General features: G+C 58.3%; 20 protein-coding genes. 15 read left to right on the forward strand and 5 right to left on the reverse strand.

The window, feature by feature from the left end:
* Nucleotides 1-84: 84 nt before the first annotated feature.
* The 4 genes from aroL (at nt 85) to ppnP (ending at nt 2,180) form a co-directional block, all read left to right on the forward strand.
* Nucleotides 85-612, forward strand: a complete 528-nt coding sequence (aroL, locus tag BJF97_RS06715) for a shikimate kinase AroL (RefSeq protein WP_004848163.1) — start codon at nt 85-87, stop codon at nt 610-612.
* 71 nt (nt 613-683) lie between these two features.
* Nucleotides 684-875: a YaiA family protein gene (locus BJF97_RS06720; RefSeq protein WP_004129622.1), complete on the forward strand. Its 192-nt coding sequence runs from the start codon at nt 684-686 to the stop codon at nt 873-875.
* Between the two features lie 252 nt (nt 876-1,127).
* A complete protein-coding gene (locus BJF97_RS06725; RefSeq protein ID WP_165795123.1) occupies nt 1,128-1,808 on the forward strand; it encodes an AroM family protein in 681 nt (226 codons plus the stop codon).
* 87 nt (nt 1,809-1,895) lie between these two features.
* Nucleotides 1,896-2,180, forward strand: coding sequence for a pyrimidine/purine nucleoside phosphorylase (gene ppnP, locus BJF97_RS06730; RefSeq protein ID WP_014837563.1), 285 nt, complete (start codon nt 1,896-1,898; stop codon nt 2,178-2,180).
* A 42-nt stretch (nt 2,181-2,222) separates the two neighbouring features.
* On the opposite strand, the gene rdgC is transcribed toward ppnP, so the two are convergent.
* Nucleotides 2,223-3,134, reverse strand: coding sequence for a recombination-associated protein RdgC (gene rdgC, locus BJF97_RS06735; protein ID WP_004099396.1), 912 nt, complete (start codon nt 3,132-3,134; stop codon nt 2,223-2,225).
* A 90-nt stretch (nt 3,135-3,224) separates the two neighbouring features.
* On the opposite strand from rdgC, the gene mak reads away from it, so the two are divergent.
* Entirely contained in the window at nt 3,225-4,130 is a 906-nt protein-coding gene (mak, locus tag BJF97_RS06740) for a fructokinase (RefSeq protein ID WP_014228144.1), read from the forward strand.
* Between the two features lie 48 nt (nt 4,131-4,178).
* On the opposite strand, the gene BJF97_RS06745 is transcribed toward mak, so the two are convergent.
* The 3 genes from BJF97_RS06745 to sbcD form a co-directional block, all read right to left on the reverse strand.
* The gene (locus BJF97_RS06745) at nt 4,179-4,541 is read right to left on the reverse strand and encodes an NUDIX hydrolase (RefSeq protein WP_014228145.1); all 363 of its coding nucleotides are present in this window, start codon (nt 4,539-4,541) and stop codon (nt 4,179-4,181) included.
* Nucleotides 4,542-4,829: 288 nt separating this feature from the next.
* The gene (gene sbcC / locus BJF97_RS06750) at nt 4,830-7,964 is read right to left on the reverse strand and encodes an exonuclease subunit SbcC (RefSeq protein WP_032694136.1); all 3,135 of its coding nucleotides are present in this window, start codon (nt 7,962-7,964) and stop codon (nt 4,830-4,832) included.
* On the reverse strand, nt 7,961-9,163 hold the full coding sequence (gene sbcD, locus BJF97_RS06755; protein ID WP_014228147.1) for an exonuclease subunit SbcD: 1,203 nt from the start codon (nt 9,161-9,163) through the stop codon (nt 7,961-7,963). Before sbcD ends, sbcC begins: the two co-directional genes overlap by 4 nt.
* A gap of 278 nt (nt 9,164-9,441) precedes the next feature.
* Between sbcD and phoB the strand changes: the two genes are divergently transcribed.
* From phoB to malZ, 5 genes are all read left to right on the forward strand, one after another.
* Nucleotides 9,442-10,131, forward strand: a complete 690-nt coding sequence (gene phoB / locus BJF97_RS06760) for a phosphate response regulator transcription factor PhoB (RefSeq protein ID WP_004099401.1) — start codon at nt 9,442-9,444, stop codon at nt 10,129-10,131.
* A gap of 21 nt (nt 10,132-10,152) precedes the next feature.
* On the forward strand, nt 10,153-11,442 hold the full coding sequence (gene phoR, locus BJF97_RS06765; RefSeq protein ID WP_004848171.1) for a phosphate regulon sensor histidine kinase PhoR: 1,290 nt from the start codon (nt 10,153-10,155) through the stop codon (nt 11,440-11,442).
* Between the two features lie 418 nt (nt 11,443-11,860).
* Nucleotides 11,861-13,180: a branched-chain amino acid transporter carrier protein BrnQ gene (gene brnQ / locus BJF97_RS06770; protein ID WP_032694137.1), complete on the forward strand. Its 1,320-nt coding sequence runs from the start codon at nt 11,861-11,863 to the stop codon at nt 13,178-13,180.
* Nucleotides 13,181-13,303: 123 nt separating this feature from the next.
* Complete coding sequence (proY, locus tag BJF97_RS06775; RefSeq protein WP_014228149.1) at nt 13,304-14,674, forward strand: proline-specific permease ProY; 1,371 nt, start codon at nt 13,304-13,306, stop codon at nt 14,672-14,674.
* A 153-nt stretch (nt 14,675-14,827) separates the two neighbouring features.
* Nucleotides 14,828-16,645, forward strand: coding sequence for a maltodextrin glucosidase (malZ, locus tag BJF97_RS06780; protein ID WP_032694138.1), 1,818 nt, complete (start codon nt 14,828-14,830; stop codon nt 16,643-16,645).
* On the opposite strand, the gene BJF97_RS06785 is transcribed toward malZ, so the two are convergent.
* The gene (locus BJF97_RS06785; RefSeq protein ID WP_014228151.1) at nt 16,642-17,544 is read right to left on the reverse strand and encodes a LysR family transcriptional regulator; all 903 of its coding nucleotides are present in this window, start codon (nt 17,542-17,544) and stop codon (nt 16,642-16,644) included. The genes malZ and BJF97_RS06785 overlap by 4 nt on opposite strands.
* Nucleotides 17,545-17,835: 291 nt before the next feature.
* On the opposite strand from BJF97_RS06785, the gene BJF97_RS06790 reads away from it, so the two are divergent.
* The 5 genes from BJF97_RS06790 (at nt 17,836) to BJF97_RS06810 (ending at nt 25,606) form a co-directional block, all read left to right on the forward strand.
* Entirely contained in the window at nt 17,836-18,477 is a 642-nt protein-coding gene (locus BJF97_RS06790; protein WP_004848179.1) for a hydrolase, read from the forward strand.
* A 505-nt stretch (nt 18,478-18,982) separates the two neighbouring features.
* The gene (locus BJF97_RS06795; protein WP_014228152.1) at nt 18,983-19,528 is read left to right on the forward strand and encodes an antibiotic biosynthesis monooxygenase; all 546 of its coding nucleotides are present in this window, start codon (nt 18,983-18,985) and stop codon (nt 19,526-19,528) included.
* 24 nt (nt 19,529-19,552) lie between these two features.
* A complete protein-coding gene (locus BJF97_RS06800; protein ID WP_032694139.1) occupies nt 19,553-21,421 on the forward strand; it encodes an amidohydrolase in 1,869 nt (622 codons plus the stop codon).
* 136 nt (nt 21,422-21,557) lie between these two features.
* Nucleotides 21,558-24,215: a DUF2339 domain-containing protein gene (locus BJF97_RS06805; protein WP_032694140.1), complete on the forward strand. Its 2,658-nt coding sequence runs from the start codon at nt 21,558-21,560 to the stop codon at nt 24,213-24,215.
* On the forward strand, nt 24,212-25,606 hold the full coding sequence (locus tag BJF97_RS06810) for a DUF3999 domain-containing protein (RefSeq protein ID WP_032694141.1): 1,395 nt from the start codon (nt 24,212-24,214) through the stop codon (nt 25,604-25,606). The genes BJF97_RS06805 and BJF97_RS06810 overlap by 4 nt, the downstream gene beginning before the upstream one ends.
* The last annotated feature ends 39 nt before the right edge of the window (nt 25,607-25,645 follow it).

Below are 25,645 nucleotides of genomic sequence, written 5' to 3' on the forward strand. Positions count from 1 at the left end.
TTGCGTTGGGTAAGTTTGCGGTACCATTGTTTCTCTTTTCGCTTTCATTTATCCGCAAAATGCGGAACCAAGAGGTCTTCGGTAATGACACAGCTAATATTTCTTGTCGGGCCTCGCGGCTGCGGTAAAACGACCATCGGACACGCGCTGGCGAAAGCTCGCAGCTTTAAGTTCGCCGACACGGACCATGAGCTGCAGGAGCATGAGCAGCGCACGGTAGCGGCTATCGTCCAGCAGGAAGGCTGGGAACGCTTTCGTGCGCTGGAAACGCAGGCTTTAGAACGCGTCGCTCAACCCGCGACGATCATCGCCACCGGCGGCGGCATTATCCTCAGCGAATACAACCGACAGTTTATGCGGGAAAATGGCATCGTTATCTATCTCGAGGCATCAGTCTCCGCGCTGATTGACCGCCTTGAAGCCTATCCGAAGGCGGAACAGCGCCCGACGCTGACCGGAAAGCCCATCCGCGATGAAGTGGGTGAGGTGCTGGCGCAGAGGGAAGCGCTGTATCGCGCGGCCGCGCATCATATTATTAATGCGACCGCCACGCCGGATGAGGTCGTGGAACAGATTATGACCACCGTCTGCGGCGAGACCTATACCAGTTAAGACTTTGCCTGGGGTAAACGGATCGGCAGCGCCTATACTTTAAAGCTCTTAAGGTAAAAAAAGGAAACGCTATGCCGACCAGACCTCCATATCCAAGGGAAGCGCGTGTTGTCGCCGTTGAAAAGGGCCCGCAGGGCCAGACGGTCACCTGGTATGAACTGCGCGCCGATCACCCGACGCCAAACTCACTCATCAGCGAACATCCTACAGAACAGGAAGCGCTGGACGCCAAACGGCGTTACGAAGATCCTGATAAGTCTTAATTCCTCTTAAATGTCCGGGATTCGTTCTGAAAAGATCGCTACCGGACATGTATCACATTTTTAATCTATTAACGGTACTAATGATTACCTAAGGTACAGATTTTCAGGAGCGTTTTTGACGCTTCTGGAATCTTTACATTCCATATCAGCCGTAACCTGCTACGCTTCTCGACGGTTGCTTTGGGTCACCAGGGGGCAGAAGTTGTAAATAAAAGCCTGTTTTGAAACAGCGGTTGTGAAAAGGTAAACGATATGAGTAGTGCATCGATGGCAATCTTGACCATTGGGGTCGTACCCGTGGCGGAGATGCTGCCGCTTTTAACTGAACATATCAGGGAAGACGAGATCGCCCACATTAGCCTGCTCGGCAAAATGACGCGCGAAGACGTTATGCGGGACTACAGCATAGAGCCCGGCGATGAGATGCTATTGACCTTGCTTAACGATAATCAAATTGCGCAGGTCTCACGGCAGAAGGTTGAGCGTGATTTACGTAGCGTCATTGCGATGCTCGATAAACAAAATTACGACCTTATTTTACTCATGAGCACTCATCCCTTTAGCGGATTTACGGCGAATAATGCGATCCTGCTTGAGCCGCAAAGAATTATTCCGCCGCTGGTCGCGTCGATTGTCGACGGCCATCAGGTGGGGGTGATTGTTCCGGTTGAAGAGATTTTGCCGCTGCAGCGGAATAAATGGCAGGTATTAGAAAATACTCCGTTTTACGCCATTTCCAATCCGGTGAGCGGCGGTAAAGAGGAGTTAATCGCCGCGGGCAGGGAGTTGATTGAACAGGGCGCAGACGTATTAATGCTGGATTGCCTTTGCTACCACCAGCAGCATCGCGACATATTACAAAAGGCGCTGGATATTCCGGTTCTGTTGTCAAATGTGCTGGTTTCACGGCTGGCGGCAGAACTATTAGTTTAACCTGATGTAACGCGTTAATTTTACGTGACAGGGGCAAGGAGCGCCCCCTATATTGTGCCTTCAACACAAGATCATAAGGGCGAGTTTATGCTTCAAAGCAATGAATACTTTGACGGAAAAGTAAAATCTATCGGCTTCACCAGCAGCAGCACCGGTCATGCGAGCGTGGGCGTGATGGCGGAAGGGGAATATACCTTTGGTACCGCGCAGCCGGAAGAGATGACCGTAGTCAGCGGCGCGCTGAACGTACTTCTGCCGGGAGAAACCGAGTGGAAAGTCTATGCCGCCGGGGAAGTATTCAACGTTCCGGGGAATAGCGAGTTTAATCTGCAGGTGGCTGAGCCGACCTCTTATCTGTGCCGCTACCTGTAATGTTCGTTTCCTTCCTGCGCTGGCAGGAAGGAATTCACGAGATTAGCGCTGCGCTTCGCCGCCTAGCCCTTCCACCAGATTCTGAATCAGCGCGGCCAGCTCGCCGGTCATCAGAATAAAGTCCGCGTCAAAACGCTGGGCGAAATCTTCCCGATCGATATCTTCATTCTGATCGCGCAGTTCGTCGCAGAACTTCAGGCGTTTAATCGAACCATCATCGCACATTAAGAACTGAATGCGCTGCTGCCAGTCGAGCGCCAGCTTGGTGACGACCTTACCGGCTTCAATGTGCACGGCGATCTCGTCGCTCACCAGATCCTGTTTTTTCGCGCGGATCACGCCGCCGTCTTCCAGCATCGCTTTCAGCTCGGCTTCATCCAGCAGCTGGAAGCCCTGAGCCACGGTACCGGAACGCACCCACTCGGTCAGCGTCAGTTCGATCGGGGTTTCCAGCGCCAGCGGAACAACCGGCAGCGAGCCCAGAGTTTTACGCAGCAGCGCCAGCGTATCTTCCGCTTTTTTGGCGCTGGCGCAGTCCACCATGATCAACCCGTTGACGGTATCGATCCACATCATGGTCTGGCTGAAGCGGCTGAAGGCGCGCGGCAGCAGGGAATGCAGCACTTCATCCTTCAGAGAATCTTTTTCGGTTTTTTTCAGCTTACGGCCCTGCTCGGCTTCCAGCTTGAAGATCTTTGCTTCCAGCGCCTGTTTGATCACCGGAGACGGCAGGATCTTCTCTTCTTTACGCGCGCAGATAACGATCTGGCCATTTGCCGTATGCGTCAGCGCATCGCTGTGCGATCCCATCGGCGGTACCCAACCGGTTTTGGCCATATCCTGGCTGCCGCAAGGAGTAAAGGTCAGCTCGGCCAGCTGTTTTTCCATCTCCTCGGCGCGCAGGGAAATGTCGCGGCTGAGACGATAAACCATTAAATTTTTGAACCACAGCATGATAATTTCCACGGCTTAGTCGTTAAATCCAGCGGGCATGATAGCGAATTGTCGCTATGCTTGCATTGTTAATCGGGAGAGGAATTCACAGTGCGCATTGGCATTGATTTAGGCGGAACCAAAACGGAAGTCATCGCGCTGAGCGACCAGGGAGCGCAGCTATTTCGTCATCGCCTGCCTACGCCAGGGGGCGATTATCGCCAGACAATAGAGACGATAGCCTCGCTGGTTGAGATGGCCGAGCAGGCTACCGGGCAGAGCGGCACGGTCGGCATCGGCATCCCCGGGTCGATTTCGCCCTATACCGGCGTGGTCAAAAACGCTAACTCAACCTGGCTCAACGGTCAGCCGTTTGATAAAGACCTTAGCCAGCGTCTGCAACGGGAAGTGCGTCTGGCCAACGATGCCAACTGCCTCGCGGTGTCGGAAGCGGTAGACGGCGCGGCGGCCGGGGCGCAAACGGTATTTGCGGTGATTATCGGCACCGGCTGCGGTTCAGGCGTGGCGCTTAACGGACGCGCCCATATTGGCGGCAACGGTACGGCGGGCGAGTGGGGGCACAACCCGCTGCCGTGGATGGATGAAGATGAACTTCGCTATCGCGCTGAAGTACCGTGCTATTGCGGCAAGCAGGGCTGTATTGAAACCTTTATCTCCGGTACCGGCTTTGCGACCGATTACCGGCGGTTAAGCGGTCATTCGCTAAAAGGCAGCGAGATTATGCAGCGCGTGGGCGAGCGGGATCCGGTGGCGGAGCTGGCGCTGAGCCGCTATGAGATGCGGCTGGCGAAGTCGTTGGCTCACGTGGTTAACATCCTCGATCCGGACGTTATTGTGCTTGGCGGCGGAATGAGCAACGTTGACCGTCTCTACCAGACGGTGCCGAATCTGCTAAAACCATGGGTATTCGGCGGTGAATGCGAGACGCCGATTCGCCGGGCGGCGCACGGGGACTCCAGCGGCGTGCGCGGCGCGGCCTGGCTGTGGCCGCTGTAATCATCAATCCGCTGCGCGGCCTGAACGGCGCAGCGGGTACCCCGTGGATTACCGGTCCGGGATCTCCTCCAGGCTGTAGTAAATCGACAGCCCCCTTTTTTTACCCTCCTCAATATCCAGGTCCGCTCCCCGGGATTCGCCCGGCATGCGCAATATAGCGTCGCAGCGGCTAATGACACGGTGAGCGACCGGATAGAGATATTCCTCGCTAATCGCATCGCCAATTTCCGTTGAACCCGCAGCTTTGGCGATGGGCAGAGCCAGCCATTCGCCGACCACGGGGATATGGCCTTTCTGGTAAACGCGTAGCGCAACCTGGGCCATATTGTTCAGGTTAGCGTCGATAAGTTCCGCGCGATTGTGGGTGCCGCTGCGTACCGGGCCGGCAATCAAAATAAGTAAGCTTTTCATGGTTAAGACCTTCTTAATGGGCCAGAGGGGATGGGACGATGCTGCCGGAGGCAGCAGCACGCCCTCAGAAAAAGTTATCAATGCACGTTTTTGCACGAAATGATGTGGTTAAAATAATAAGCACGGTTTTTATGCATGATTTCGCCTGATACTCATCGTTAAAGCAACGAATTTAAACTTATCATGCAAATTCGTGCAATATCAAGATTTATCGTGAATGCTGAGCCCGGGCAACGGCGCGACCCCTCCCGTGGGGGAGAGGCTTGAAGACAGGTGCGAGGGGGAAATTTATTCGACGGCGAAAGCTTTATCGAGACGGCTATAGCCCAGCCCGTTGATTTTTTTAACTTTAATTTGCACAGGAATGCGCTCTTTCATCGCCTCAACGTGGCTGATGACGCCGATAATCTTGCCGCTGGCGTTGAGCGCGTCCAGCGCATCCAGAGCGGTATCCAGGGTTTCGCTGTCCAGAGTGCCGAAGCCCTCATCGAGAAACAGCGAGTCTATCCGCGTTTTATGGCTCACCAGATCGGAAAGCGCCAGCGCCAGCGCGAGGCTCACGAGGAAGCTCTCGCCGCCGGACAGCGTCCGGGTGTCGCGCACCGCGTCCGCCTGCCAGGTATCGACCACTTCCAGCTCCAGGGCGTCGCTGGCTTTGCGTTGCAGCAGATAGCGGCCGTGCAGGCGGTTGAGCTGATGGTTGGCCAGCCACACCAGGTTATCCAGCGTCAGTCCTTGCGCAAACTTACGGAATTTATCGCCCTCTCTGGAGCCGATAAGCGCGTTCAGCCATCCCCAGTCTTCCACTTCCTGCGCAGCGCGTTCCATCTGCTGGCGTAACGACTGCTGACGCTGCTGGTTTTCTGCATTCTGCTTCAGCTGCTGGCGAATCTCTCCCTGACGGGCGCTGTTTTCCCGCAGCAGCGTCGTCAGCTGCTGAAGCTGTTCCTGTACCCGCTCAAGAGGCTGGCTGATATCCGTTTCCGCCGGCGGCTGCTGGCGGTGGCTGTCCAGCGCCTCGCGGGCCCGCATCGCCAGCGCCTGATTCTGCTGTAGCGTACTTTCCAGCGTCTGCTTCAGGCGTTCAAGGCGCCGGCGCGTCTCCTCATCGAGCAGCGCGGCGAGAAACGCCTGCTGGTCAGCGAACGGGCTGGCGGCCAGCGCCGCGCTGAATTGCGCTTCGCTCTCTTTCAACTGAGCCTGCTGCCGGCTCTCCTGCTGCCCCAGGGTTTGCCACTGGCTCTGAAGCGCGAGGCAGTCGTCGTGCACCTGGCGCCAGCCGTCCAGCGGCGCGGGTTCCGCCGCTAAGTCCGTTTCCGGCAAGGACTCCAGCAGCGGGGTCAGCTGCTGAAGCTGTTCCTGCAGGGCGATCAGTTCGTTCTGTTTGGTCTGCCAGCCGCGGGTCTCGTCTTCCCGCTGCGCCAGCCAGCCTGCGGCCTGCTCCGCTGCCGGTAAACTCAGCGCAAATGCGGCCAGTTCAGCCGCCAGCGCGGCGCTGCGCTGCGCTTGTTCCTGCTGGAGCTGCTGGAGCTGCTGCTGGCACTCCTGCTGCTGGGCCTGCCAGGCCAGACGCTGCTGATGCTGATACAGCCGCTGTTCATGCTCCTGCTGCGCGTTTAGCCAGCCGGGAATGTCATCCTTTGGCGTCAGGTCGATATTTAATCCGGCGATCGTCGCCTGCCAGCGTGAGGTAAGCGCTTGCTCCTGCTGCAGAAGCGATGCTTTCTCGGTGGCCTCTTTCTGCTGCTGCTTAAGCAGGGCGTCCAGCTCGCCGCGCACCAGGGCGCCGGCCTCCGCCAGCTGTTTGACTTCGCGCTCAAGCGCATCGCGCCGCGCCTGATTTACGCCGGGAACCAGCGCCTGATACTCGGCTACGGCCGGATGCTGCGCGGAACCGCAGAGCGGACAGGGGGAACCGGGCTGCAGGCGGGCTCGCTCGGCCTCCAGGCCGGCAATGCGCGCTTCCATTTCGCACAGGGCTTTGACATCGCTAAACTGCTGATTCTTCTCTTTATAGGCCTGACGGCGCTGGGCCAGGGTGGTTTCCAGCCGCTCCTGCTCCTGCTTACTGGCCTGCCCGGCGGCATGAAGCTGGGATAAACGCTGGCTCAGCGGCTGCAGCTGGCCATGCAGGGCCGCGAGCTGCTGGCGCAGAGCGCGCGCCGCGGCGTGCTGCGCGAGGCCGGCGCTGACCTGCTCAGCATCCAGCGCCAGCCCGTCGGGCGGCAGTTCGCCCAGCCGGCGGCTGGTTTCCGCCAGACGCTGCTGCAGAGCGGCTTGCTGCTGCGTATCGCGGGCCTGCTGCTGGAAAGCGGCCCGCCAGCCCGCCAGCGCATTGCCCCATCGCTGGTAGCGGTCGTGCTCTTTTAGCCATGCGGCGAGCGTTTGCTGGTGGTTCTGCAGGCGTTCAGATTGCTGCCGGGCGGCGAGGCGAATCCCCGCCCGCAGCCGCAGTCGTTCATGTAAGCGAGTATTTACTTCTTCTCTCAGATTGCGGGTTTGCGCCAGCGCGGCGATTTGCTCCTGTTGACGCGTCCACTGCGGGCGTAGCTGCTCCGCGGGCTGGGCATTCAGCAATACGGTAAGCTGCGGTTGCGCCTGCTCCAGCGCAGCCTGCGCTTCGCGTAGCGCGGTTTGAGCCTGCCGATCTTCTGCCGTCAGCTCTGCGCCGCGTACCAGCCACTGACGGGCATTTTGCAGGCGGGTTTGTTCGCTAACCTGCTGTTTTTCTTCATCAGTAAGCGTTTGCAAACTTTGTTGGAGCGCCTGCTGCTGTTCGTCGCTCAGCAGCAGCACGCCGGAGGCCTGGGCCTGAATTTTCTCCAGCTCGACGCGGGCCTGCTTATGCTTTTCAAAGACCTGTGCCGAAATCTGGCCGTAAATCTCGGTGCCGGTCAGCTCCTCCAGCAGCTCGGCGCGCTCTTTCGGTTTCGCGTTCAGGAAGGCGGCGAACTGCCCCTGCGACAGCAGCATCGAGCGGGTGAAGCGGCCATAGTCCAGGCCGGTGAGCGAGGCGGTCAGTTCCAGCTTATCTTTGACCTTATCGGCGAGGATCTTGCCGTCCTCGCAGCGCGCCAGCTCGACGCGCGGAACCTGCAGGTTGCCGTCCGGCTGGTTTCGCGCCCGGTTCTGGCTCCAGAAGGCGCGGTAGGCGATGCCTTTTACCTCAAACTCCACTTCCGCCAGGCATTCGGCGGTGTCGCGGGTCATCAGATCGTTCTGCGATTGCGACACGCTGCTCAGGCGCGGGGTTTCGTGATACAGCGCCAGACAGATAGCATCCAGCAGGGTGGTTTTTCCGGCGCCGGTTGGCCCGGTAATCGCGAACAGTCCGTTGCTGGCGAAGGGCTCAGCGGTGAAATCAATTTTCCATTCGCCTTTGAGTGAATTGAGGTTTTTCAGGCGTAAGCTGAGTATTTTCACAGGCGATCCTCACCGTTCAGGCTATGCAGCGTTTCATTAAAGAGCTGTTCCAGGCGCTGCTGCTGCGTCGCTTCCAGCGTTTCCAGCGCCAGACGGCGGGCGAAGACGTCCTCCACCTGCAGTTCGCTGAGGGTCTCGCGCTGAGCGCCGGCCAGAATGCGATCGCGCTGGGCGCGGCTGCGGCGCACCAGCAGCACTTCTACCGGCAGCGTTTCGGTCTGCGCCTGGATTTTACGTTGGATATCATGCATATATTCGTCGCTGGTGACTTCGATATCCAGCCACGCTGAGGGCTGCTGGTCGTTATTCTGCCATTGGTTTAGCTGTGCGCTAATGCTGGCGAAATCGCCCTTCAGGACCGCCAGCGGCTGGGTGACGGGGACGATAAGCGGCGTGACGTCCGTCAGGCAGCCGTTAGCGAAAGTGACCAGATTGACGCTCTTATTTTTCCCGGTTTCGTCAAAGCTCAGCGGGATGGGCGAACCGCTGTAGCGGATATGTTCGCAGCCGCCGACCACCTGCGCCCGGTGAATGTGGCCGAGCGCGATATAGTCGGCGGGCGGAAAACGGCTCGCCGGGAAGGCGTCCAGCGTACCGATATAGATTTCGCGAACCGCGTCGCTTTTGCTGGCGCCGACGGTGGTTAAATGGCCGCTGGCGATAATCGGCAGCGCCCGGTCGCCGCGCAGTTCGCAGGCCAGCTGGTACTGCTGCTGGTAGTAATCGCTGATGGCGCTGAGCAGCAGCTGCTGCTTTTCGCCGCCAGAGTGCCCGGCCTGGCTGGTCACCAGCTCACGCGGGCGCAGGAACGGTACCGGACAAAAAATTGCCCCCGGCGTACCGTCGCGCAGCGGCAGGATAAAAGGGGCGTGGCCGGCATTGGCCACCACCGTCGTATTCAGGAAGGCGAGAATGTCTCGCGACTCGTTGAGGGTGGCGACCGAATCGTGGTTTCCCGCCAGCACCACCAGCCGGCAGCGGGTCTGCTGCAGCTGAACGACAAAGCGGTTATACAGCTCGCGCGCGTAGCTCGGCGGTGAGCCGGTATCAAAAATATCGCCCGCAACAATAATGGCATCGACATCATGTTCCTGCGCGCTGGCCAGCAGCCAGTCGAGAAACGCCTGATGTTCGGCGGCGCGACTTTTGCTGTAAAAATTTTGCCCAAGGTGCCAGTCAGAGGTGTGAAGGATGCGCATAGTTGTTCCCTGGAGAAAAAGCGTAAGCGGCATTATATACCCGTCATCCTTCAAGTTGCTTATGCGTTGGCTACGTCCAGCCACCTGGTTACCTGTGCTTGTGGGGAGTGAAACCTGAATTATTGAGGGGATAACGCTGCTTTTGGGGGAGTTAAGTCCGTGTCACAATTCGAAATCCGCGTTCATCTGGCGGTCATTTTTTTCATAAATCTGTCATAAATCTGACGCATAATGGCCGCGCACTTCTATACTGATGGCTAAAAAATACAGGGTAAATAATGGCGAGAAGAATTCTGGTCGTTGAAGATGAAGCTCCAATCCGCGAAATGGTTTGCTTTGTTCTGGAGCAAAACGGCTTTCAGCCCGTCGAGGCGGAAGATTTTGACAGCGCGGTCAATCAGCTCAATGAACCCTGGCCTGATTTGATCCTCCTTGACTGGATGCTGCCGGGCGGGTCGGGTCTGCAGTTTATTAAACAGCTCAAGCGTGAAGCGATGACCCGTGATATTCCGGTGGTGATGCTGACCGCCCGCGGCGAAGAGGAAGATCGCGTCCGCGGCCTGGAGACCGGCGCCGATGACTACATCACTAAGCCGTTTTCCCCGAAAGAGCTGGTGGCGCGAATTAAAGCCGTGATGCGGCGCATTTCGCCGATGGCGGTGGAGGAGGTGATTGAAATGCAGGGGCTGAGCCTCGACCCCTCTTCGCATCGCGTCATGACCGGCGAAAACCCGCTGGATATGGGGCCTACGGAGTTTAAATTACTCCACTTCTTCATGACGCACCCGGAGCGAGTCTATAGCCGCGAACAGCTGCTGAATCACGTCTGGGGAACCAACGTTTATGTCGAAGACAGAACGGTAGACGTGCATATTCGCCGTCTGCGCAAAGCGCTGGAACATAGCGGCCATGACCGGATGGTACAAACGGTTCGCGGTACGGGATATCGTTTCTCCGCCCGTTTCTGAATGCTGACAGGAGTGTGAACCGTGCTGGAACGGCTGTCATGGAAAAGGCTGGCGCTTGAGCTTTTCTTGTGTTGTATCCCGGCCCTGATCCTCGGGGCGTTTTTAGGTTACCTGCCGTGGTTTTTATTGGCGGCAGTGACCGGTCTTCTTGTCTGGCATTTCTGGAATCTGATGCGCCTGTCGTGGTGGCTGTGGGTTGATCGCAGCATGACGCCGCCGCCGGGCAGCGGCAGCTGGGAGCCGCTGCTTTACGGACTGCACCAGATGCAGATGCGTAATAAAAAGCGCCGCCGTGAGCTGGGAAGCCTGATTAAGCGCTTTCGCAGCGGGGCGGAGTCTCTGCCGGATGCGGTGGTGCTGACCACCGAAGAAGGGGTGATGTTCTGGTGCAACGGTCTGGCCCAGCAGATCCTGAATCTGCGCTGGCCTGACGATAACGGGCAGAACATCCTTAACCTCTTACGCTACCCTGAATTTGCTAATTATCTGAAATACCGTGATTTTTCCAAACCGCTCAATCTGGTGCTGAATAACGGCCGTCATCTGGAAATTCGCGTGATGCCCTATAGCGATAAACAGCTGCTGATGGTGGCGCGCGATGTCACGCAGATGCACCAGCTGGAAGGGGCGCGGCGAAACTTTTTCGCCAACGTCAGCCACGAACTGCGCACGCCGTTGACGGTGCTGCAGGGGTATCTGGAGATGATGCAGGAGCAGGTGCTGGAAGGGGGAACGCGCGAAAAAGCGTTGCACACCATGCGTGAACAAACCCAGCGCATGGAAGGCCTGGTTAAGCAACTGCTGACGCTGTCGCGAATCGAAGCCGCGCCGGTACTGGCGATGAACGATAAAATCGATGTGCCGATGATGCTGCGGGTGGTCGAGCGCGAGGCGCAAACGCTAAGCCAGCAGAGGCAGGTGCTGCATTTTTCGGTCGATGAATCGCTGAAAGTACTGGGTAATGAAGAACAGCTGCGCAGCGCCATTTCCAACCTGGTCTATAACGCGGTCAACCATACGCCGCCGGGCACGGACATTACCGTAAGCTGGCAGCGCGCGCCGCACGGAGCGTTGTTCAGCGTCGAAGATAACGGGCCGGGCATCGCGCCGGAACATATTCCGCGTCTGACCGAGCGTTTCTACCGGGTGGATAAAGCGCGTTCAAGGCAGACCGGCGGCAGCGGTCTGGGGCTGGCGATCGTCAAACACGCCGTCAGCCATCACGATAGCCGCCTCGAAATTGAGAGTACGCTGGGGAAAGGCACCCGCTTTAGCTTCCTGTTGCCGGAACGTTTAATTGCCAAAAATTGAGCCCGAGCGGCCGGGTGTCAGAATAACTTGCCAATGACCAGCTTCGGTTGGTCATTTTCCTTTGCAGCGCAATCATAGCTGCGTAATTAACGAACGCTCGCTGCTTTTTTGTTCGCATGATAAGCCAGATGTTTTCTATCCATCAGGTAAATAATTCTACGCATCAAAATAGAGTTAGCATAATCATCTGCTTTTGCGATCCCTCCTTGCTTTAAAACGTTATAAGCGTTTAAATTGCCCCCCTACGGTCGCAGACAGACTGTTTTTGCGTGGTAATTCAAAAAACAATTCTTTTCCACGCCGCTTTGGGAGCATATCCCGCTGAGTTTACTGACAATGGCCGCTGTATCATCCCCAGGGGAAAGGCGCGGTATTTATCCGTTTTTACAACACCACATCCACAGGCTGTAATGAATTTATGACCCATCAGTTAAAATCTCGCGACATCATAGCGTTGGGCTTTATGACCTTCGCGCTGTTTGTCGGCGCAGGCAATATTATCTTCCCCCCAATGGTTGGCTTACAGGCCGGCGAACACGTCTGGAGCGCGGCCATTGGCTTTCTGATTACCGCCGTGGGTCTGCCGGTGCTAACGGTCGTGGCGCTGGCAAAAGTCGGCGGCGGCGTAGAGAGCCTGAGCACGCCGATTGGTAAAGTCGCCGGTATCCTGCTGGCGGTCGTCTGCTACCTGGCCGTTGGGCCGCTGTTCGCGACCCCGCGTACCGCGACCGTCTCTTTTGAGGTGGGGATTGCGCCGCTGACCGGCGACGGCCCGCTGCCGCTGCTGATTTACAGCGTTATCTATTTTGCGCTGGTGATCCTCGTTTCGCTCTACCCGGGCAAGCTGCTGGACACCGTGGGGAATTTCCTCGCGCCGCTGAAAATTATCGCCCTGATTATTCTCGCCGTGGCGGCAATCGTCTGGCCTGCCGGTCCCCTGAGCCACGCGATGGAAGCCTACCGCACCGCGCCGTTCTCTAACGGCTTCGTCAACGGCTATCTGACCATGGACACCCTCGGGGCAATGGTCTTTGGTATCGTGATTGTCAACGCCGCGCGTTCTCGCGGGGTGAGCGAAGCCCGTCTGCTGACCCGCTACACCGTCTGGGCTGGCCTGATGGCCGGCGTGGGCCTGACGCTGCTGTACCTGGCGCTGTTCCGTTTAGGTTCCGATAGCGGCACGCTGGTGGAGCAGTCCGCTAACGGCGCGGCGATTCTGCATGCTTACGTCCAGCACACCTTCGGCGGCGCGGGAAGCTTCCTGCTGGCGGCGCTGATCTTTATCGCCTGTCTGGTGACGGCGGTGGGCCTGACCTGCGCCTGCGCGGAGTTCTTTGCCCAGTACCTGCCGTTCTCCTACCGTACGCTGGTGTTTATCCTCGGCCTGTTTTCGATGGCGGTCTCCAACCTCGGCCTGAGCCACCTGATTCAGATTTCGATTCCGGTGCTGACGGCTATCTATCCGCCGTGTATCGCACTGGTTGTATTAAGCTTTACCCGCGGTTGGTGGCATAATTCGTCCCGCGTTATCGCCCCGGCAATGTTTATCAGCCTGATGTTTGGTATCATTGACGGCATTAAAGCGTCGGCGTTTGCAGAGATAATGCCGTCCTGGACCGCGCGTCTGCCGCTGGCGGAGCAGGGCCTGGCCTGGCTGATGCCAACCGCCGTTATGGTGGTGCTGGCGGTTATCTGGGATCGCGCAGCGGGACGTCAGGTGACATCCAGCGCGCATTAACCGACGCTTTACACAGGTGTTTAACCACGGGACTTCAGGTCCCGTGGTTTTTTGTTTTTTTGGTCACCCTCCTTTGTTCTTTGCCCCCGCGAAGGCCAGAGGAGAAAAACGGCATGGAACACGATGGAAAGTAGTAACAAGCTTAAGCGCGGGCTAAGTACCCGGCATATTCGCTTTATGGCGCTGGGGTCGGCAATCGGTACCGGCCTTTTCTATGGTTCGGCTGATGCGATTAAAATGGCGGGTCCGAGCGTTCTGTTGGCTTATATTATCGGCGGCGCCGCGGCCTACATTATCATGCGCGCGCTGGGCGAGATGTCGGTGCATAACCCGGCCGCCAGTTCATTCTCGCGCTACGCGCAGGATTATCTTGGTCCGCTGGCGGGCTATATCACCGGCTGGACCTACTGTTTCGAAATTCTGATTGTCGCCATCGCCGACGTCACGGCCTTCGGTATCTATATGGGCGTCTGGTTCCCGGCGGTACCGCACTGGATCTGGGTACTCAGCGTGGTGCTGATTATCTGCGCCGTCAACCTGATGAGCGTGAAGGTCTTCGGCGAGCTGGAGTTCTGGTTCTCCTTCTTCAAAGTCGCCACGATTATCATCATGATCCTCGCCGGTTTCGGCATCATTATCTGGGGTATTGGCAACGGCGGGCAGCCGACGGGTATCCACAACCTCTGGAGCAACGGCGGCTTCTTCAGCAACGGTTGGCTGGGGATGGTGATGTCGCTGCAGATGGTAATGTTCGCCTACGGCGGAATCGAAATCATCGGTATCACCGCCGGCGAAGCGAAAGATCCGGAGAAATCCATTCCGCGCGCCATTAACTCGGTGCCGATGCGTATCCTGGTGTTTTACGTCGGGACGCTGTTTGTGATTATGTCTATCTATCCGTGGAACCAGGTGGGGACCAACGGCAGCCCGTTCGTTCTGACCTTCCAGCATCTCGGCATCACTTTTGCCGCCAGCATCCTGAACTTTGTGGTGCTGACCGCTTCGCTGTCGGCGATTAACTCCGACGTCTTTGGCGTGGGGCGTATGCTGCACGGCATGGCGGAACAGGGCAGCGCGCCGAAGATGTTCGCGAAAACCTCCCGTCGCGGGGTGCCGTGGGTGACGGTGACGGTGATGACGATTGCCCTGCTGTTCGCGGTCTATCTTAACTACATTATGCCGGAGAACGTCTTCCTGGTGATCGCCTCGCTGGCGACCTTCGCCACCGTCTGGGTGTGGATTATGATCCTGCTGTCGCAGATCGCCTTCCGTCGCCGCCTGCCGCCGGAAGAGGCGAAGGCGCTGAAGTTCAGGGTGCCTGGCGGGGTCGCGACCACGGTGATTGGCCTGCTGTTCCTGGTCTTTATTATCGGTCTGATCGGCTACCATCCTGATACCCGCATCTCGCTGTACGTTGGCTTTGCGTGGATTCTCCTGCTGCTGATTGGCTGGCAGTTTAAAACCCGCCGCGAGCGAAAACTGGCGAAAGCCTAGTCATTTTCGTTCTCTTCTTGCCGGATACGCACGGGCTATCCGGCAAGCTATCCCTCCACCCCCGCCATCCTCCCCCAATAATTCTGCCGATGATGAGTCATACGCCAGTACGCTGTGGCAAGGTGTGCCCATTCTGCAAAGAGAGGAATAATGATGTTGAAGGCATGGCACCTCCCGGTTGCTCCGTTTATTAAGGAACAGCAGGAACGACTGATTATTACGCTATGGTTAAGCGGGGACGATCTGCCGCCGCGGGTCACGCTGCGCGCGGAAGAGGATAACGAAGAGCTGTCGCTGCCGATGCACCGCCTGCGGCAGGAGCCGCATCCGGGCGTGGTGGCGTGGCGCGGGGAAATCAGCCTCGTTAACGGGCAGCCGCGTCGGCGCTACAGCTTCAAGCTGCTGTGGGCCGACCGCCAGCTGTGGTTCACGCCGCAGGGGTTCAACCGCTTTCCGCCGGCGAGGCTGGAGCAGTTTGCGGTCGATCTGCCGGACAGCGGACCGCAGTGGGTAGCCGATCAGGTATTTTATCAAATCTTCCCTGACCGTTTTGCCCGCAGCGAGTCTCGCGAAGCGGGACAGGATGCGATTTATTACCATCACGCCGCCGGTCACGACATCGTACGCAAAGCGTGGGATGAACCGCTAACCGCCGAGGCGGGCGGCTCCACCTTTTACGGCGGCGATCTCGATGGTATCAGCGAGCGGCTGCCGTACCTGAAGCAGCTTGGCGTAACGGCGCTGTACCTGAACCCGGTATTTGTCGCCCCCAGCGTGCATAAATATGATACCGAGGATTATCGTCGCGTTGATCCGCAGTTTGGCGGCGATGCGGCGCTGCTGCGCCTGCGCCACCATACGCAAAAAGAGGGAATGCGTCTGATCCTCGATGGCGTGTTCAACCATAGCGGCGATTCGCATGCCTGGTTCGACCGCCACCAGCGCGGTAGCGGCGGCGCCTGCCATAACGCCGATTCGCCGTGGCGCGACTGGTATAATTTTTCCCCCGAGGGCGTTGCCCACGACTGGCTGGGATACGCCAGCTTGCCTAAGCTGGACTACCGGTCGTCGACGCTGATCGATGAAATCTATGGCGGGGAAGATAGTATCGTGCGCCACTGGCTGAAAGCGCCATGGAGCATGGACGGCTGGCGCCTGGACGTGGTGCATATGCTGGGCGAAGAGGGCGGGGCGCGCAATAACCTGCGCCATATCGCCGGCATTACCCAGGCGGCGAAGCTGGAGCGGCCGGACGCTTTCGTGTTCGGTGAGCATTTCGGCGACGCGCGCCAGTGGCTACAGGCCGACGTTGAAGACTCGGCGATGAACTACCGCGGCTTTACCTTTCCGCTGTGGGGCTTTCTCGCGAACACCGATATCTCCTACGATCCGCAGAAAATCGATGCGCAGACCTGTATGGCGTGGATGGATAACTATCGCGCCGGACTGTCGCACCAGCAGCAGCTGCGGATGTTTAACCAGCTCGATAGCCACGATACCGCGCGCTTTAAGTCTCTGCTCGGCAAAGATGTTGCCCGCCTGCCGCTGGCGGTGGTGTGGCTATTTAGCTGGCCGGGCGTGCCGTGCATTTACTACGGCGATGAAGTGGGCGTGGACGGCAATAACGATCCGTTCTGCCGTAAGCCGTTCCCGTGGGATCCGGCTTTGCAGGATGGCGCTCTGCTCGAACTGTACAAGCGGATGAGCAAGCTGCGTAAGGCCAATCAGGCGCTGCGCTACGGCGGCTGTCAGGTGATTTATGCCGAAGATAACGTGGTGGTGTTCGTGCGCGTCTATAAGCAGCAGCGCGTGCTGGTGGCGATCAACCGCGGCGAAGCCTGCGAGGTGGTGGTGGAGGATTCGCCGCTGCTCGACGTCACCGGCTGGCAGCTGAAAGAGGGCGCCGGGGCGCTACACGACGGCGTGCTGACGCTACCGGCGATCTCCGCCAGCGTCTGGTTTAGCCGCTAGTCGTAAAGCTGGCTCAGGCTTTCACTTTGCAAAATGGCCTCGCGCCACCAGCGCTGGGCCAGCCCGTCGTTGCCGCTGCGCCAGGCCATATAGGTGATATCTTTCTCGCGGCAGGAGATGACGGCCTTTTCGACCAGCTCGCCTTTTTCCAGCCACGGCCGGGCAATGTGGCGCGGTAAAAAGCCGCAGCCCAGCCCGGCGCGCAAGAGTTCGACTTTACTGGCGAAATCATCGACGCGGATTTGCGGCTGCTCGTCGAGCAGGTTGCTGTTGAGCGGATGGCAGTAGCGGGCGCTGTCGCTGATGACCACCGCGCGATGCAGGCTGAGCTGCTTGTTGGTCAGCGGTTGGGTTGTTTCCGCCAGCGGATGCCCCGGCGCGATGACGAAAATATTGTCCATGGCGCCGAGCATTTTCCACGACCATTCGGCGGAGGTCGGCGGTTCATTGATCGCCCCGAGAATAATATCCGCGCCGTTGTGGGTGAGCTCTTCCCACGAGCCCGCAAGGGTATGGTGGGTAAAGTTAAGGCGGGTTTGCGGATGCTGGGCGTAGAACGCGTCGATCAGCGGCAGCAGCGCGCTAAACGGGAAAGAGTCATCCAGGGCGATAGCCAGATCCCGCTCCCAACCGGCGCTGAGCTGCACCGCTTGCTTTTCCAGATCTTTGGCGGCATTCAGCAGCAATCGGCCTTTCTCCAGCATCATTCTGCCCGTATCGGTAAATTTTGCCCGGTGCCCGGAGCGATCCAACAGAGTGATATTCAGATCGTTTTCCAGCTTTTGAATCATGTAGCTCAGCGCGGCAGGGGTTTTAAATAGCGATTCTGCGGCGGTGGCAAAAGAGCCATGTTTGTCCAGCGCGTCGAGAATCAACAGGACATCAAGGTTCAGGCGCATGCGTCAGCTTCCGGTAAAAAAGAGTGCCTCCGTTTTACCGGAGCGTCCTGTTCAATTCCAGTGAATAATTTAGAACGGTTAACCGTAAAAATTTGAAAAACATAATTTCGTCCATCTTGTAATGGTTAATCGAATAGCCATCACTTTTCGCTTTGGAAATAAATCAGAAAAAAATCTTTAATAACTCGTTAGAAATTACTGACTATACTCACCATGCTTTATCAGTCAGGATCCAGACAGCACAACGGAAACGGTAGTATCTTTTTAACTCATTGATTAACAGGATATGTTATGTCTATTCGTGAACTGATCGATCCCTCAAACTCAGCGCTTATTTTTATTGACCACCAGCCGCAAATGTCTTTTGGCGTGGCCAATATTGACCGTCAGACCCTGAAAAATAATACGGTGGCCTTAGCCAAAGCGGGCAAAATTTTTAATGTTCCGGTGATTTATACCTCAGTAGAAACCAAAAGCTTCAGCGGCTATATCTGGCCGGAACTGCTGGCCGTACATCCTGATGTGAAACCTATTGAACGTACCTCAATGAATTCCTGGGAAGACGCGGCTTTTGTTGAAGCGGTAAAGGCGACCGGACGCAAGAAACTGATTATTTCCGCACTGTGGACAGAAGTCTGCCTGACTTTCCCGGCGCTGATGGCGCTGGATGCGGGCTATGAAGTTTACGTGGTGACCGATACCTCCGGCGGCACCTCGGTTGATGCCCACGAACGCTCCATTGACCGTATGGTGCAGGCCGGCGCGGTGCCGGTAACCTGGCAGCAGGTGCTGCTGGAGTACCAGCGCGACTGGTCGCGTAAAGAGACGTATGACGCGGTGATGGACCTGGTGCGCGAGCACAGCGGCGCCTACGGGATGGGCGTGGATTACGCTTATACCATGGTGCACGGCGCGCCAGAGCGTAAAGCTTAAATACACTTCATCCTTCAAGCTGCCTCTTTGTTGGCTTCGTTTGCCCGCCCCGGTCACTGACTCATGTCAGCTCCCGGGGACGAACAACCTTGCCGCCTCGACGCAGCGTGAATGATTTTGTGTATTGGCATCATCCTTCAAGCTGCCTCTTTGTTGGCTTCGTTTGTCCGCCCCGGTCACTGACTCATGTCAGCTCCCGGGGACGAATAACCTTGCCGCCTCGACGCAGCGTGAATGATTTTGTGTATTGGCCTCATCCTTCAAGCTGCCTCTTTGTTGGCTTCGTCTGCCCGCCCCGGTCACTGACTCATGTCAGCTCCCGGGGACGAACAACCTTGCCGCCTCGACGCAGCATGAATGATTTTGTGTATTGGCCTCATCCTTCAAGCTGCCTCTTTGTTGGCTTCGTCTGCCCGCCTCGACGCAGCATGAATGATTTTTTGTATGGTCATGTATAGCGAATGGCGGCGGACAACCCGCCATTCCCTGAAGCAAGGAACTCTTAATGGCGCAACAGAAATCGGTGACCCTGGTGATCAGCCATGTGCTCGACCCGGAGCATGGCCAGCAGTATGAAGCGTGGCTGGGCAAAATTATGCCGATTGCGGCAGAGTTTCCCGGCCATCTTGGCGCAAACGTCATTCGTCCGGCCCCCGGGCAGAATTTATGGAGCGTGATTATTCGCTTCGACACCATTGAGCATCTTTACGCCTGGACCCAGTCGGAGACCCGCCGCCAGCTGGTGGCGGAAATTGCGCCGCTGCTGAGCGAAGGCGATCGTACCGAAGTCCGGACTGAACCGGCCTTCTGGTTTACGCCGCCCGCGGCGAACGTGCGCCAGCCGCGACGCTGGAAGCAATTTTTAATCACCCTGCTGGTGATTTTCCCCAGTACTAATCTGGTGCCATCAATAACCGGAATACTGTTGCCCTCGTTGAAGGGAAGCCTGTTGCTGCATCTGATCAATGATGCCTGTGTGGTCGCGCTGGTGGTCTGGTTCTGGATGCCCATCGTGACCCGTCTGTTTGCTGGCTGGTTAAAGAAAAACTGAGCCAGCCTCCTGAAGGAGTGCGTTATGTCGCAAACTGCCACACTGATCCTGACCCACGGTCGGGTTCATACTCTCGATCGTCAAAATCCCCTGGCCGATGCGGTGGCGATCGCTGACGGTAAAATTCTCGCCGTCGGTAGCCACGATCGGATCATGAGCTTTGCCGCGGACGGGACGCAAATTATCGATCTCAAAGGCCATACGGCGATCCCCGGCCTGAACGACTCCCACCTGCACCTGATCCGCGGCGGCCTGAACTACAATCTGGAGCTGCGCTGGGAGGGGGTTCCCTCGCTGGCGGACGCGCTGCGGATGCTAAAAGATCAGGCCGACCGCACGCCGTCGCCGCAGTGGGTGCGGGTGGTCGGCGGCTGGAGCGAGTTCCAGTTCGCCGAACGGCGGATGCCGACGCTGGAGGAGCTTAACGATGCGGCGCCGGATACGCCGGTATTTGTCCTGCATCTGTACGATCGCGCATTGCTAAACCGCGCGGCGCTGAAGGCGGTGGGCTACACCAAAGAGACCCCGGATCCGGCGGGCGGCGAGATCGTTCGCGACGGTAACGGCAACCCGACCGGGATGCTGATCGCCAAACCCAATGCGATGATCCTCTACTCGACGCTGGCCAAAGGGCCGAAGCTGCCGCTGGAACTTCAGGTCAACTCAACGCGGCAGTTTATGCGCGAGCTTAATCGTCTGGGGCTGACCAGCGCTATTGATGCCGGGGGCGGTTTCCAGAACTACCCGGAAGATTATGAAATTATTGAACAGCTGCACGCCAAAGAGCAGATGACCGTACGTATCGCCTATAACCTGTTTACCCAGCGGCCTAAGCAGGAGCTGGAAGATTTTGAGCGCTGGACCGATATGCTCAAGCCGGGACAGGGCACCGATTTTTACCGCGCCAACGGCGCCGGGGAGATGCTGGTTTTCTCGGCGGCGGATTTCGAAGACTTCCTCCAGCCGCGTCCGGATCTGCCGGAAGGGATGGAAGATGAGCTGGAGCGGGTGGTGCGCCATCTGGTTGAACACCGCTGGCCGTTCCGCCTGCACGCCACCTATGATGAATCCATCAGCCGGATGCTCGACGTCTTCGAGAAGGTGAATCGCGATATTCCGTTCAACGGGCTGCACTGGTTCTTCGATCATGCGGAAACCATCACCGAGCGCAATATCGAACGCGTTAAAGCGCTGGGCGGCGGCATTGCCGTGCAGCACCGTATGGCTTTCCAGGGCGAATATTTTGTCGACCGCTACGGTAAAGACGTGGTCAAACATACGCCGCCGGTCGCGAAAATGCTCGAACTGGAGGTTCCGGTGGGTCTGGGGACGGATGCCACCCGCGTGGCGAGCTACAATCCGTGGACCGCGCTTTACTGGCTGGTATCAGGGCGTACCGTCGGCGGGATGGCGATGTACGACGACAGCAACCGCCTGCCGCGCGACGTGGCGCTGGAGCTGTGGACGGCGGGAAGCGCGTGGTTTTCCAGCGAGCAGGGCAAGAAAGGGCGCATTGAGCAAGGCCAGCTTGCCGACCTGGTGGTGCTGTCGAAAGACTACTTCAGCGTCGCGGAAGAGGAAATCAAGGGGATCGAGTCGGTGCTGACGGTGGTGGACGGCAAGGTGGTGTACGCGGCGGGACACTTTTCGCCGCTGGCGCCGCCGCCCATTCCGGTGCTGCCCGAGTGGTCGCCGGTGGTGAAAGTTCCGGGCCATTACCGTTCCGCGCCGCCGACGGCCGCGAATATCGGCGCGATAGTTCAGATGCACCAGTGCTGCGGCAGCTGCGGCGTACATGGGCATCAGCATGATATTGCGCGCAAATCGGCGATTCCGGTTGCCGATGAGCAGGCGTTCTGGGGCGTACTCGGCTGCTCCTGCTTTGCTTTTTAGCGCGACGGACGCTTATTAGTACCGGTAGGCCAATGAGAGCATCCACGCCCTCATTGGCCTTTTTCATTTTCTCGGATAGCGCTGATAAGACAATGTGTGTCATTCTGCTCCCTCTTCAAACAGTGAAGGTGAGAACATGGATGATCTACTGATCTTTGGCGCTGTGATTTTATTCTGTGGGCTGGTGGTTGGGCCGCTCGTGGCGATTGCCGCGCTCAGGCGCAGCGCGGCGGTCCGTGTGGAACTGGCGGCTTTGCAGCGTCGGGTTGAGGAGCTTGAGCTGCGCGGCGTTGCGCAGGCACCGGTGGCGGAGGCAAGTGGCGTCGTGCCGACTGCTCCGGAAGTCGTTGCCTCTGTTGACGCAACAGCGCTGGTAGAACACGAGCCATCACCGGCGCCCGTGGCGGAAGCCGTTGACCCATGGCTTTCGCAGCCGAAGCCAACGCCGAAGCCGGAGCAGATGGCGAAATCGGCTCCTGAAACCGAACAACCTTCCGCGTTTGGCGGGATGGTATCGTCATTGGTTCGTTGGTTTATGCAGGGTAACCCGCTGGCGAAGCTCGGGATCCTGCTGCTGTTTCTTGGCCTCTCCTTTCTGCTGCGCTATACCGTGGAACACGCTCTTTTCCCCCTCGAGTTACGTCTGGTCGCGGCATCGTTGTTCGCCATTGTCCTGCTGGCTGTCGGATGGCGATTGCGGCATAAGCAACCGATGTACGCCCTGATCTTACAGGGTGGGGCAACGGGGGCGCTCTATCTCACCGTTTTTGGCGCCTTTCGCCTGTGGCAGATGCTGCCGATGACCCTGGCGTTTGCGCTGCTGGTGGTGATTTGCGCGGCGAGCGTAGGGCTGGCGATTGTGCAAAAAGCGCTCAGCCTGGCCATGCTGGCGAGTCTTGGCGGTTATCTTGCGCCGCTGCTGCTCTCTACCGGCGGCGGCAGTCATGTGGCGTTGTTCTCATTCTATCTTCTGCTGTCGGTGGGCATTCTTACCATCAGCATCCGCCAGCACTGGCGGGAGCTTAATCTGCTTGGCCTGCTGTTTACCTTTGGCGTCGGTGGCCTGTGGGGGCTGAATGATTATCGGCCAGAGTATTACCTGAGCTGCCAGCTGTTCTTAATCGCCAATACGATTATTTTTGGCGTGTTGAGCGTGGCGCTGTCGCTGCGGGCGCAGGAAAAGGGTAAGCAGATTATTGACGGCGTTCTGCTGTTTGCACCGCCGCTGGTCGGCTTTGGTATGCAGTACGCTATCACCCGGCATATGGAATATGGTCCGGCGCTCAGCGCGCTGGGCTACGGTGGCTTCTATCTGGCTTTAGCCTGGCTGGCACTGCGTCGCTACCCCTCTTTAGGGAAGCCGCTGGTACTGGCCGCGCTGGCGCTCGGCGGCGCATTTACCACCCTTGCTATTCCCCTTGCGCTTTCGGCTCGCTGGACCGCGATGGCCTGGTCGCTGGAGGGGCTCGGGATCCTCTGGCTGGGCGTGCAACAGCAGCAGCGGCGTATGAGCTATAGTGGGACTGCGCTACTCTTTTTGGCGGTTGGCAGCGCGCTCTGGGCGCAGGCAAATAACGCCACGCCGCTTTCTTTGCTGCTGATTTTCGCTGTACTCAGCCTTAGCTGGCTGGTCGCCGCCTGGCTGTGGCGAAGCATTGAGGTGCACGCCAGTGGGGGACTGCTTTTGGGCGGGCTGTTGTTCTGGGTGGTGGCGCTTGTCGGCGCATCGCAGCTGGCGTTGAGTAAAGACTCGCAGATTATATTTGGCGTGCTGGCGACGCTGGCCGCGTCGGTATGGTGCTGGCGCGCGGTCGCTGCGCGTTTAGTCTGGCAAGAGCTGGATGCCAGCAAATGGTTGTTGTGGCCAATGATGCTGATAGTGCTGTTTTATCAGCTATCCCAACAGCAGATTTTCGCTGCTGGCTGGCAAAATCTGGCCTGGTGCGCGGCGCTGCCCGCGGCGGCGGCGCTGCTCTGGCGTGATGGGCCTTCGCTCCCGCCGCGCATAAACAGGCTCGCCCACCTGTCGCTGTTCTGGATGGTGTTGCTGGCGCTGGCGATGGAGCTGTTTTGGTTTACCCGGGATTTGCCGTGGGGCATGTCGGCCTGGGCGAGTGGATTAATGATGGCGGCAGGCGGGGGGCTGATCTTCCTTGTCTCTGAAGCCGTTCATCGGCAAATATGGCCATTCCGGGTATGGCCTGGGCTGTATGCCTCTCAGGCCATGATACCGGTGGCGGTTGCGCTGGGATGCCTGCTAACGCTGACGAACGTGCAGGATGGTACGGTCTACGGTCAGACCTATTTGCCGTTGATTAACCCGCTGGAAGAGGGCGCCGCTTTTGCGCTGCTTGGGCTGACGATATTTTATCGCGTTTCGCGGCGTTATTTTCCGCTGCAGCTATCGGTATGCCGCCCCTGGCCCGCGATCGCGCTGCTGGCGCTCGGCTTCTGGTGGCTGAATGGCCTGCTGCTGCGCGCCCTGGCCTGGTACGGCGAGGTGGCCTGGAATATAGAGGCGCTGTGGCATTCGCGCTTAATTCAGACCACTTTCGCTCTGGTCTGGACGCTGGCGGCGCTGGCGGTCATGCTGCGTGCGACGCGGCGACACTCCCGCCGCGAATGGCTGTGCGGCGCGGCGTTGTTAGGCGTTGTCATTGTGAAACTCATGCTGGTGGACAGCGCGCGCGGCGGCGGGCTGGCGCGCGCTGTCGCGTTTATCGGCGTGGCTATTTTGGTGTTGATCGTCGGGTATTTTTCCCCGTTACCGCCCAAAGCAGGAGAAGAAAAATGAAATGGATGAAAGCGGTGTTATGCAGCGTGCTGCTGGGCGTGACGGGCGCGGCTGTCAGCGGCGATGAAGCGCGAGAAAAACCACTGGACTATATGCAGGGGGTGATGCTGGAAACCACCGGCGCGTCGCCCTGGTATCGCGTCGAGCTTTCCCCGCTGCTCTATCAGGGGACGGCGTGGCCTGACCTGCGCGATGTGCGGGTATTTAACCATCAGGGAGAGACCGTACCGTTCGCGCTGCAGGTGCAGAAGGCGCAGCCCGTTACGCCTGAAGCGATGACGCTGCGGCTTTTCCCTCTGGAGATGTCGCCGGTTCCGCCGCGCGAAGAGGGGCGACGCGGCGGAGAATCACTGGTCCTGCGTTCAACAACGGGGATCGAAATTCATCTGGAAACCGATGATGCGAAGGCGCTCGGGCAGAGCTACTTACTGACGCTGCCGACGGAGAAAACGGACGCGTTTGCGCTGGCTCAGCTGCGGCTGAACTGGGCGGCGTTGGCAGGCAGCTGGCAGGGGAAAGCATCGGTCTATTCCAGTCGGGATTTGAAGTACTGGCGCCCTGTCCAGGAGGATGCGCCCCTTATGGATCTGGCGCGCGATAGCGATCGTTTGAAAATGGATACCATTAGCGCTGACCTGACGCTCTCCGCGGACGGGAATCGTTACCTGCTGGTGATCCTCGATTCGCAAAGCAAGGCGGTCGTGTTAAATAGCGTGACGGCCCTGGCCGAACGCAGAGAGCCCGAGTCTACGCGCATTGAGCTTGATGCGCAGGCGAACAAGATTTCAGATGAGGAAGCCGTTTGGCGCTGGGCCCGGCCTCAGCCGCTGACTTCGCTCAGGATATCGATGGCCAGCGAAGGGGTTCTGCCGGTCGCGCTCTCCTGGCGCAGCGGCGAAAAAGAAGCCTGGCAGCCGCTGACCAAAACCGTGCTGTATCGACTGGACGGCAAGCGTTCGCAGGATATTCAACTTTCAGGCCAGCCGGTTGAAGCGGTGCGGATCACAACGATTAACGCCAGATTACCGACGTCGCTGCCCGCGATAAGCGGTGCGCGAGACAAATACCAGCTGGTTTTTAATACCCAGGGAAAAGGGCCTTATATGCTGGCCTGGGGCAACCGGGCGGCGCCAAAGGCAGATGTCGCCATGGACATGCTGATCCCGGCGTCGCTGCGCAAAACGCAGGCTGTAAGCGATCTACCGCTGGCCGTTGCGCAGGAGAGCGTCACCCTCGGCGGTGAAGCGCGGTTGACGGCGACATCGGCTACCGAGCAGCAGAGCGGCTGGAAAACGCTGCTGGTATGGGGAGCGCTAATAGTGGGCGTCCTGGTGCTGGCGCTGATGGCGTGGCGAATCTGGCGCGAAGTGAAAAAAAGCGGCTCCGTATAAAACAAAAAAGGCTCGCATCTGCGAGCCTTTTGCCGAACG

The sequence above is a fragment of the Klebsiella sp. LTGPAF-6F genome (assembly GCF_001753185.1).
Taxonomy (GTDB): Bacteria; Pseudomonadota; Gammaproteobacteria; order Enterobacterales; family Enterobacteriaceae; genus Klebsiella; species Klebsiella michiganensis.